This is a genomic window from Brevundimonas sp. (genome assembly GCF_023259385.1).
In the GTDB taxonomy this organism is placed as follows: domain Bacteria; phylum Pseudomonadota; class Alphaproteobacteria; order Caulobacterales; family Caulobacteraceae; genus Brevundimonas.
The window spans coordinates 1-9855 of record NZ_JAHFPF010000125.1 but is presented as its reverse complement, the minus strand read 5'-3'; the positions used below and the strand labels follow the sequence as shown (position 1 = coordinate 9855).

Here is a 9855-nt window from a genome sequence, read left to right as displayed (position 1 = left end):
GGCGCTGTCGTCCAGCGTGACCGAGATCGGTCCCAGACGGCCCAGTTCGCGCAACAGCAGGCCGGTCTCGTTGGCGTTGGCGTACATGGCGCCGTGCGCCCGGAAGACCACGCGCCAGCCGGAGGCGGCCGAGGCCGGCGCGGCCAGCGGCGGCAGGTCGAGCGACGCCAGGTCCAACGACGGCAGATCCAGCGACGGCAGGCCGACGGTCAGGGGAACGAAGCCGAAATCGTCGTCCTCGTCCTCGGCGGCGGCGTCGGGAACCGAGGCCTCGCCGTGGGTCAGGACCTCCATTTCGGCGACCAGGCCGGCGGAGCGGACCTCGTCGACCTCGGGGATACGTCCCTGCGCGGCCGCGATGTGGTCGGCCAGCACGTCGGAGGCGCGCAGCAGGGTGCGGACTGTGATGTCGTCGCACTCCTTACGTCCCGCGCGCAGCTCATCCATCAGCGTCTCGAAGACGTGGGCGAACCGGACCAACGCCTCCAGCCCGAAGGCCCCGGCGCCGCCCTTGACCGAGTGAACGGCCCGGAAGACGGCGTTGATGGTCTCGTTGTCGGTCTGACCCGACTCGAGCACCAGCAGCTTGGCCTCCAGGTCGGCGAGCAGCTCGTCGCATTCCTGGAAGAAGGTCGCCTTGATCGCTTCGAACGCGTCCACGTTTACCTCTGCCTCAGGCGGCGACGCGGCGGACGGCGTCCACCAGCTTCACCGGGTCGAAGGGTTTGACGATCCAGCCCGTCGCGCCGGCGGCGCGGGCGCGGGCCTTCTTCTCGGCGTCGCTCTCGGTGGTCAGCACCAGCACCGGGGTGTGGCGATGGTTCGGATCGGCGCGCACGCCCTCGATGACGCCGAAGCCGTCCATCCGGGGCATGTTGATGTCGGTGATGATGATGTCCGCGCCGTTGGCGGCGAGGACCTCCAGGCCGTCAACGCCGTCGACGGCCTGGATGACGCGGTAACCCGCCCCCTCCAGAGCCATCAGCAGCATGTCGCGCATGGTGCGGGAATCGTCGACGGTCAGAACGGTCTTGGTCACGCGGGAGCTCCCAGAGGAACGGTGTCGAAGGCGGCCGCGCCGAACGCGGCCCACTGGTCGGAGAAGGCGGCGCCGTCGCCGGTCGTCACGGTCAGGAGCTGACCGTCTGCCGCCCACAGGGCGCGGGCCGACAGCAGAACCTGAAGGCACAGGCCGCCCAGACGCTCGACCGCCGAGGCGTCGAGGGTCAGGGGCTGGCCGCGAACGGCCAGCAGGTCGGCCTGCAGGGGCCCCGCCGCGCGGATGTCGAGCACGGCGGGAAGGACGAGGGAGTGACCGGCGGCGTTGCTCATCAGAACTCCTCCCAGCCGTCCTCGACGGCCTGCGGCTTGAGGGCGGCGCCGCCGCGTCCCGTGGCCCGCATCTGCGGAACCGGGGCGTGGGCGTGGGAGCGCGGAGCCGGCGCCGGGGCGCGCGTCTGGACGCTGCCGTCGCCGATGCGGAAGCGCGACACCGAGTTGGCCAGGCTTTCGGCTTCCTGCGACAGCGAGTGGCTGGCGGCGGTCGATTCCTCGACCATGGCGGCGTTCTGCTGGGTCACCTGATCCATCTGGTTGACGGCGGTGTTGACCTGTTGGAGGCCGGTGGCCTGCTCCTGCGCCGAGGCGGCGATTTCGGAGACCAGGCTGTCGATCTCGGCGACGCGGCCGACGATGCGTTGCAGGGCCTCGCCGGTCTGGCCGACCAGTTGCACGCCCGACGCCACCTGGTTGGTCGAGGCCGAGATCAGGGTCTTGATCTCCTTGGCCGCTTCCGCCGAACGCTGGGCCAGGGCCCGGACCTCGGAGGCGACGACCGCGAAGCCGCGGCCGGCGTCGCCGGCGCGGGCGGCTTCAACGCCCGCGTTCAGGGCCAGCAGGTTGGTCTGGAAGGCGATTTCGTCGATCACGCCGATGATCTGGCTGATCTGCTGGGCCGACCGTTCGATGGCGCTCATGGCCTCGACGGCGTCACGAACCACCACGCCCGAGGTCTCGGCGTCGCCGCGCGCGCCCTGGACCACGCTGGAGGCCTGACGGGCGCCCGAGGCGGTCTTGTTGACGGTGGCGGTGATCTGATCCAGCGCGGCGGCGGTTTCCTCAAGCGAGGCGGCCTGCTGTTCGGTGCGGCGCGACAGATCGTCGGCGGCGTGGCTGATCTCGCCCGAGCCGGACCGGATGGCCGAGACGTTGGAGACGACCACCGACATGGCGTCCTTCAGCTGGGCCATGGCCGCGTTGAAGTCGGACTGCAGCTTCACATAGTCGGACGGGAAGGTCTGGGTCAGACGGTAGGTCAGGTCGCCGGCGCTGAGCTTCTCCAGGCCTTCGGCCAGAGCGGTGACGACGGCGGCCTGTTCCTCGGCCGCGGCCTCGGTGGCGGTCAGGTTGCGGCGGCGTTCGGCCTCGGCCTTCTCACGGGCGTCGGCGGCTTCGGCCTCGACGCGGATCTTGTCGACGGCGGCGTCGCGGAAGGCGATGATCGCCTGGCCCATGGCGCCGAACTCGTCCTTGCGCGTGGCTTCCGGCACCTGCAGCGCGGTGTCGCCGCCCATCAGGCGTTTCATATGTTCGACCATCTTCATGACCGGACCGCCGATGCCGCGCGTCAGGGCCAGACCGGCCAGCATGGACAGCACGATGGCGGCGGCGATGCCGATGCCCAGGGTCCATTTGGCGGTGGTCGAGGCCTCGGCCTGGACCGCGCGGACGCGCTCCAGCTCGGCCATGTTGTGTTCCTTGAGCGAGTCTAGCGCGCTTTCGACCGGCTCCATGACCTGATCGGCGGAACCGCTGCGGCCGACCATGGCCACGGCGCGGGCACGGGTCTCCGGATTGCGAGCCAGGGCGCCGCCCTGGGTGACGACGTGTTCGAACCAGGCGTCGGCGGTGCGCTCCAGCGACGCGACCTCATCCTTCAGCGCCGGGCCGGCGCTCTCTTCAAGTTCCTTGACCGCGTTCTTGAACGACTGCCGGTGCGCCGTGGCGCGCTGGACATAGTACTCGTCGCCGGTGAGCAGATAGCCGCGGAAACTGTTCTCCTGGCGGGCCAGGTAAAACTCGGCGGCGGCGGCCGAGCGCACCATCTGGTTAGCGACTGAACGTTCGGCGCCGGCCTTGTCGAGGGCCACCAGCTGAAGGAAGGTGAAAACGCCCATGACGGCGATCGCCGTCAGGACGCAGGCGAAGGCCAGGAACAGCTTCCGGCCGACGGGCATGTTGTTCAGGAAATTCACTGGATAAGCCTCGAACGTTCGGAGTGGAGTCAGAATGCGAAGGTGAGAGCGGCGACCAGTCGGCCCTCGTAAGGCTCGCCCAGGTCATGCTCGTCGGTGTCGTACCAACGCAGGTCGGCCGAGACGGCGTCGGTCAGCTTCTGCTTCACGCCGACGTTCCAGGCGGTGTAGTCGGCGCCGCCGTGGGCGCGGCGGGTGGCGACGGCGGCCGAAGCCTTGGTCTTGGGCGCGATTTTGTAGGCGGCCTGGGCTTCGACCCACCAGGCCTCCTTGGTCCCGGCGAAGCCGTCCGGGGTGTAGTTCACGCGAAAACGGCCGCTGACCGGGCCGATGCTGCGCGACACATCCGCCTGATATTCCCAATAATTGGAATCCACGTTCGCCGCCGTTCCGGGCAGGTCACGGTTAAGGACGGCGAAGTCGAACTCGAAGCCGAGCGCTTCCGGCGCCCAACCCACAGTCGTGATGATTTCGGAATCGGAACCCTGCGACAGCTCGGCGGTCGAGGCGAAAACGCTGGCGTGGAAGGCGCCCTGGGCGACCTCGAACTCGCCCGACCAGGCGACCTCGCCGTTGCTCTTTCCGAGGCCTTTACCGACGTATTCGCTGGCCACGCCGACCTGGCCGCTGAATTCAGGATCGGCCGCGGCAGGGCCGGCGATGAAGAGGACAGCCGCGAAGGCCGCCGTGAAGAGGGCGCCGGTCCGGCGCACAACTTGAAGATTGAAGGAGGACATTCTTACCCCGGTTTGTTTGGGACATAATCCGGGTAACGCTAATATTCTTCGTAAACTCAACGGTACGTACAAAACCGTACGAATACGTAGGACTACGTAGTTGCTGTTTACTTTGATTGATCCTTAACCGACTTGAGAACTGCTTGCCGAGATCGCGCAGACCCTTCAAAGAAAGGTCTGTCCCGCAGCGGCCGCGCCGCTCGGCGCAAAAAATCCACCCGAGGGCTCCCCCCCAAACGCCAGACGCCCGCTTTCTCATGAGAGCGGGCCCTATACGTATTTTCCCTTATGCGGATTGTTGTTATGCCTGACTCCAGCGGAACAGAGGTTCCGGCAGAGGGAGGGGCCGATCCGATCACCGGACTCGATCTGCACGATGTGACAGGCAAGCGCTCGGCGTCGGAGATCCTGTTCTCCATGGCGACCACCCGGTCCTACCGGGGATGGCGGGCCTATCTGCTGGCGATCGGGGCCGTTCTGGCCTGTTTCGCCCTCAGGGCCGTGCTCGAGCTCTTCGGCCATTTCTACTACCTGCCGCTGGTGCCGGCGGTGGTCATCACCGCCATGCTGGCGCGCCGCGCGCCGACCGCCCTGGCCATCGCCCTGTCGATCGCGGGCAATGTCATGCTGGTGAGCCGCGAGAGCCTGGCCGACACCCTGGTCAACGCCGGCCTGTTCGTGGTCGTGGGCTGGCTGGTGGCCGAGATCTGCTGGGCCCAGCGCCGCATGCACCGCCGCTCCATGGAGCTGACCCGCACGCTGGCGGGCCGCAACGCCGTGCTGGATACGGTGCTGGCCACCGTGCCGGTGGTCATCCTGGGCCGCGAGGGCCAGATCCGCCGCCTGACTCCGGCCGCCGCCAGCCTGTTCGGGATCGACAGCTTCGAGACCGCCGACCGGTCCTTCGGAGAGCTGGTCCACGGCTTCGATCTGCAACGGCTGGACGGCAAGGCCTCCAACGGTCCGCTGGAGGCGCCGACCGGCCACTGGATCGGCCGCCGTCCCGACGGGCGGCCCCTGATCCTGAGCCTGCAGATGGGCGTCATGCCCATGGCCTCGGAGGAGGATTACGCCGCGGTCTGCATCACCGACCTGACCGAGGCGGAGATGGCCACCGAGCGGGCCCGGGATCTGGACATCCAGCTGAACCGCGTCTGGCGCCTGAACTCGCTGGGCGAGATGGCCGCCACCCTGGCGCATGAGCTGAACCAACCGCTCAGCGCCGCCACCACCTATATGCAGGCCAGCCAGCGCGACATCGAGCGGGCCGGGCTGATCGGCCAGAGCGCCGCCAGGACCCTGGACCTGGCCAAGGGGCAGGTGCTCAGGGCCGGGAGCATTATCCGGCGCATGCGGGACATGCTGGTCACCGGCACCCGTCGACTGGAGAGCGAGAGAATTTCTTCCATGATCGAGGATTTGGGTCCAGCTTTCGCCCTTATTGCCCGCGATAGGGGGGTCGAGATTCGCACAGACGTCGACGATTCCGACGATATCGTGCGAGCCGAGCGTATCCAGTTTCAACAGGCCGTGATCAACCTGGTCCGCAACGCCGCCGAGGCGGTGGCGGATCAGGCGCAATCCGTTGTGGTGATCCGCGGCCAGTCCTTGGACGGCGGAGGTTATCGGTTGACGGTTGAAGACAGCGGCCCCGGCATTCCCGGTGACGACATCGAGGCCGTCTTCCGTCCGATGACCACCACCAAGTCGTCGGGCATGGGCCTGGGCCTGTCCGTCACACGCACCATCGTCGAGAGCCACGGCGGCGCCCTGTCCGTGGGGCGCAGCGATCTGGGCGGCGCCGCCTTCTCGATTGAGTTGCCGCAGGAGACTGAAGAGGCATGAGCAACATCCGGCATTCGGTGTTCGTGATCGACGATGACGCGGCGGTCCGCGACTCCCTGCTGCACCTGCTGCGCGCCGAGGGCGTGCGGGCCCGGGGTTTCGCCAGCGGCGCCGACTTCTTCGCCAACCTGCCGGAAGACCGCTCGGCGTGCGTCATCACCGACATCCGCATGCCGGGCATGGACGGCGCAGAGGTGGTGCGCCGCCTCAGCGAGATGACCGACCGCGTCTGGCCCGTGATCGTCTTCACCGGCCACGCCGACGTGCCGATGGCGGTGCATCTGATGAAGGCCGGGGTCATCGACTTCATCGAAAAGCCCTTCGACCCCACCCGCATGATCGAGACGGTCAAGGGCGCGCTGGACCAGCTGGACCACATCTCGGCCCGGCAGGAGCAGCGGCTGGAGGTCGACCGCCGGCTGGCCACCCTGACGCCGCGCGAGCACCAGGTGTTCGACGCCCTGATCCTGGGTCGGTCGAACAAGGAGATCGCCCTGCTGCTGTCGATCAGCCCGCGCACCGTGGAGATCTTCCGCTCCAAGGTCATGGACAAGATGCAGGCCGCCAGCCTTTCCGCCCTGGTCCGCATGGGCCTGTCGGCATCGCCGCCCACCGACGCCTGACCGCTTGCGGTTCCCCGGCGGGCGGCGGATATGAGCCTGCCCTGAGGCCCGGAGCCGAACCTTGAGCCACCCTGATCTGCCGACCCGTCCCACCGGCCAGCCCGTCGGCCGGGTGATCGCCATGCCCGCCGACACCAATCCGGAAGGCGACATCTTCGGCGGCTGGCTGCTGGCCCAGATGGACCTGGCCGGCGCCACCCCGGCCTTCGAACTGGCGCAGGGCCGCTGCGCCACCATCGCCATCGACGGCATGGTCTTCCACCAGCCGGTCTCGGTCGGCGACGAGGTCTCGATCTACGCCCGGGTGGTCAAGACGGGCCGGACCTCGATCCGGGTCCACGTCGAGGCCTGGAAACGGCCGCGCAACCACGCCCAAGCCGAGTCCATGCGCGTGACCGAAGGCGTCTTCACCTATGTCGCCATCGACCAGGACCGGAAGCCCCGCCCCCTGCCCGTCGCCGACAACGCGGCCGGATAACCCTACGAAACCGTCGGAAATCTTGACCTTTCGGCCCTGCGCGCCTACCTCGCGGGCATGGCCGTCCGTCGCATCCTGACCATCGACAACCCCGCCGACCTGTCGGTGCTGAAGCAGATCTCCACGCCGGTCGAGGGACCGGTGACGGATGAGCTGCGTAGCCTGATGGACGATATGCTGGACACCATGTACGCCGCGCCGGGCATCGGCCTGGCCGCGGTGCAGATCGGCGACACCCGCCGCGTCATCGTCATGGACCTGGGCGACGGCGACCCGGTCGAGGGCGACGACCCCGAGGCCCGCAAGCCCAATCCCCGCCATTTCGTGAACCCCGAGATCGTCTGGTCGTCGGAAGAGCTGTTCACCTATGAGGAGGGCTGCCTGTCGGTGCCGGAGTATTATGACGCCGTCGAACGCCCCGCCCGTGTGCGCCTGACCTACCTGAACTACGCCGGCGAGGCGGTCGAGGAAGAGGCCGAGGGCCTGTTCGCCGTCTGCATCCAGCACGAGATGGATCACCTTGAGGGCGTCCTGTTCATCGACCACCTGTCGCGGCTGAAGCGCGAGCGCGCGGTCGCCAAGGTGAAGAAGGCCGCGAGGCTCGCCGCCTGATGGCCCGTATCAAACGCAACCGCGACCGCATCATCGACCCGCGCGGCCGTCGCCGACTGACCCGCAACGAGAAGGTCGGCGTCGCCTCGGTCGTCACCCTGGTCGGCGTCGCCGCCGTGGGCGTGATCGCCGGCGTCCTGCTGGACCGCCTGCTCGACTTCGACGACGCGCTGGACGCGGGCGGCGAATGGGATGAGGGCGGCGGCGTCTTCACTCGCTGGGACTAACGTCCCAGGCGGCTCGCTGCTTGAGGGCGTATCCGCTCCAAGGCTCGCGATTTGAACGCGGTTTCTGCTAGAGCCGCCGCTTCTACTGACTGGATCGGTCGCCATGCGCCTCGCCTTCATGGGCACCCCGGACTTCGCCGTGCCGTCGCTGGCCGAAATCATCGCCAGCGGCCATGAGGTCGTGGCCGTCTATTCCCAGCCGCCCAAGCCGCGCGGCCGCGGCCAGAAGCTGACCCCGTCACCGGTGCACGCCTTCGCCGAGACCATGGGCCTGCCGGTCTTCACCCCCGCCTCGATGAAGGCGCCCGAGGCCATCGCCGACTTCCAGAGCCTGGACGTCGACGCCGCCTGCGTGGTCGCCTACGGCCAGATCCTGAAGACCGAGGTGCTTGAAGCGCCGCGTCTGGGCTGTTTCAACCTGCACGGCTCTCTGCTGCCCCGCTGGCGCGGCGCCGCGCCGATCCAGCGCGCCATCATGGCCGGGGACAAACAGACCGGCGTCCAGATCATGCGCATGTCCGAGGGCCTGGACGAGGGCGCGATCCTGCTGTCCGAAATCCTCGACATCCGCGCCGACGACACCGCCGCCACCCTGTCGGAACGCATGTCCCACACCGGCGCCAGCCTGTGGCCCCGCGCCCTGGCGGCCATCGAGCGCGGCGGCGCCGAGGGCACGGAACAGGCCGGCGAGCCGACCTACGCCCGCAAGATCACCCCCGCCGAGGCCCGCATCGACTGGTCCCGGCCCGCCGCCGAGGTGGACGCCCATATCCGCGGCCTGTCGCCCTTCCCCGGCGCCTGGTTCGAGGCGCCGGGCGCCGACGGCCCGGTGCGGATCAAGGCCCTGCTCTCGTCCGTCAGCCCGCGGGGCGGCGCGACCCCCGGCGAGGTGCTGGACGGCGAGGGCCTGAACGTCGCCTGCGGCGAGGGCGCGGTGCGTCTGATCCGTGTCCAGCGCGAAGGCAAGGCGGCGCAGGCCGCCGACGAGATGCTGCGCGGGTTTTCGCTGCCCGCCGGTACGGTGCTGGCGTAATGCCGCGCTACCGGCTCACGGTCGAGTACGACGGCTCGGGCTACAACGGCTTCCAGGCCCAGCCCGGCCAGCCGACCGTGCAGGGCGCGCTGGAGGCCGCGATCAAGGCCTTCTCGGGCCAGACGCTGCGCCTCGCCGCCGCCGGCCGCACCGACACCGGCGTGCATGCGACCGGACAGGTGGTCAGCTTCGACCTGGACAAGGCCTGGCCCGAGCACACGGTCATGAACGCCATGAACGCCCACCTGATCGAGGAAGAGGTGTCGGTGCTGGACTGCGTCGGGGTGGACGACGACTGGCACGCCCGCTTCTCGGCGACGGGACGGCGCTACCTGTATCGCATCCTGAACCGGCCTGGCCGTCCGGCGCTGGATCTGGGGCGGGTCTGGCACATGAAGAAGCCGCTGGACGCCGAGGCCATGCACGCGGCGGCCCAGGCGCTGGTCGGCCTGCACGACTTCACCACCTTCCGGGACGTGAACTGCCAGTCCAAGTCGCCGGAGAAGACGCTGGACGTGGCCCGCGTCACCCGCGCGGGCGAAGAGGTGCATCTGGTGTTCGAGGCGCGCAGCTTCCTGCATCGCCAGGTGCGGTCGATGACCGGGACTCTGGCCGAAGTCGGCCTGGGCCGCTGGGCGGTCGAGGATGTGGCCAAGGCGCTTGAGGCGCGCGACCGCAACGCCTGCGGGCCGGTCGCGCCGTCCGAAGGATTGTATCTGACCGGCGTGGTCTACTGAAACCCGGGTCGAGCCGGACGGCGTCCGCTCAACCCGGTTTCGTTCTAGCGCTTCAGGAAGCCGCCGATCATGTCGCCGAGACCGCCGGGCAGCTTGTCCAGCAGGTCGCCCGCCCCGTCGACGGAGCCGCCCGGCGTCAGCCGGTCGATGGCCTCGGGCAACAGGCCCGCCAGCGTCTCGCTGGCCTGCTCCGGCGAAATGCCCAGTTTGGCGGCGAAATCGCCGATGGGACCGGACCCCAGAACGCCGGCGATCTGTTCCGGCGAAATGCCGGCGTTGGCGCTCTTGCCGATCCACGATCCGACCACG

General features: G+C 68.7%; 13 protein-coding genes. 7 read left to right on the top strand and 6 right to left on the bottom strand.

Translation table 11 applies throughout. The features are described 5' to 3' along the window. From Q0C81_RS10695 to Q0C81_RS10675, 5 genes are all read right to left on the bottom strand, one after another. On the bottom strand, positions 1-660 hold a 660-nt coding region (locus tag Q0C81_RS10695; RefSeq protein WP_291837354.1), incomplete at its 3' end, for an Hpt domain-containing protein. A gap of 13 nt (positions 661-673) precedes the next feature. Then, complete coding sequence (locus Q0C81_RS10690) at positions 674-1039, bottom strand: response regulator (protein WP_291837352.1); 366 nt, start codon at positions 1037-1039, stop codon at positions 674-676. After that, a complete protein-coding gene (locus Q0C81_RS10685) occupies positions 1036-1332 on the bottom strand; it encodes an STAS domain-containing protein (protein WP_291837350.1) in 297 nt (98 codons plus the stop codon). Before Q0C81_RS10685 ends, Q0C81_RS10690 begins: the two co-directional genes overlap by 4 nt. Then, positions 1332-3254: a methyl-accepting chemotaxis protein gene (locus tag Q0C81_RS10680; RefSeq protein ID WP_367118000.1), complete on the bottom strand. Its 1923-nt coding sequence runs from the start codon at positions 3252-3254 to the stop codon at positions 1332-1334. The genes Q0C81_RS10685 and Q0C81_RS10680 overlap by 1 nt, the downstream gene beginning before the upstream one ends. Positions 3255-3283: 29 nt before the next feature. Then, complete coding sequence (locus Q0C81_RS10675) at positions 3284-3991, bottom strand: TorF family putative porin (RefSeq protein ID WP_291837348.1); 708 nt, start codon at positions 3989-3991, stop codon at positions 3284-3286. 303 nt (positions 3992-4294) lie between these two features. Here Q0C81_RS10675 and Q0C81_RS10670 point away from each other — a divergent pair, with 303 nt between their 5' ends. The 7 genes from Q0C81_RS10670 to truA all read left to right on the top strand — a co-directional run bounded on the left by Q0C81_RS10670 (position 4295) and on the right by truA (position 9546). After that, complete coding sequence (locus Q0C81_RS10670; protein ID WP_291837346.1) at positions 4295-5836, top strand: ATP-binding protein; 1542 nt, start codon at positions 4295-4297, stop codon at positions 5834-5836. After that, the gene (locus Q0C81_RS10665) at positions 5833-6459 is read left to right on the top strand and encodes a response regulator (RefSeq protein WP_291837343.1); all 627 of its coding nucleotides are present in this window, start codon (positions 5833-5835) and stop codon (positions 6457-6459) included. Before Q0C81_RS10670 ends, Q0C81_RS10665 begins: the two co-directional genes overlap by 4 nt. A gap of 121 nt (positions 6460-6580) precedes the next feature. Next, entirely contained in the window at positions 6581-6937 is a 357-nt protein-coding gene (locus tag Q0C81_RS10660) for an acyl-CoA thioesterase (protein ID WP_291837356.1), read from the top strand. Between the two features lie 57 nt (positions 6938-6994). Further along, positions 6995-7549, top strand: coding sequence for a peptide deformylase (gene def / locus Q0C81_RS10655; RefSeq protein ID WP_291837341.1), 555 nt, complete (start codon positions 6995-6997; stop codon positions 7547-7549). Continuing rightward, positions 7549-7776 (top strand): hypothetical protein, encoded by a 228-nt coding sequence (locus Q0C81_RS10650; RefSeq protein WP_291837339.1) that lies wholly within the window; start codon positions 7549-7551, stop codon positions 7774-7776. The genes def and Q0C81_RS10650 overlap by 1 nt, the downstream gene beginning before the upstream one ends. A gap of 103 nt (positions 7777-7879) precedes the next feature. Continuing rightward, positions 7880-8809, top strand: coding sequence for a methionyl-tRNA formyltransferase (gene fmt, locus Q0C81_RS10645; RefSeq protein WP_291837338.1), 930 nt, complete (start codon positions 7880-7882; stop codon positions 8807-8809). Next, positions 8809-9546, top strand: coding sequence for a tRNA pseudouridine(38-40) synthase TruA (gene truA / locus Q0C81_RS10640; RefSeq protein ID WP_291837335.1), 738 nt, complete (start codon positions 8809-8811; stop codon positions 9544-9546). The genes fmt and truA overlap by 1 nt, the downstream gene beginning before the upstream one ends. 44 nt (positions 9547-9590) lie before the next feature. On the opposite strand, the gene Q0C81_RS10635 is transcribed toward truA, so the two are convergent. Continuing rightward, positions 9591-9855: YidB family protein (locus Q0C81_RS10635; protein WP_291837333.1), on the bottom strand; the 265-nt coding region annotated here is incomplete at its 5' end.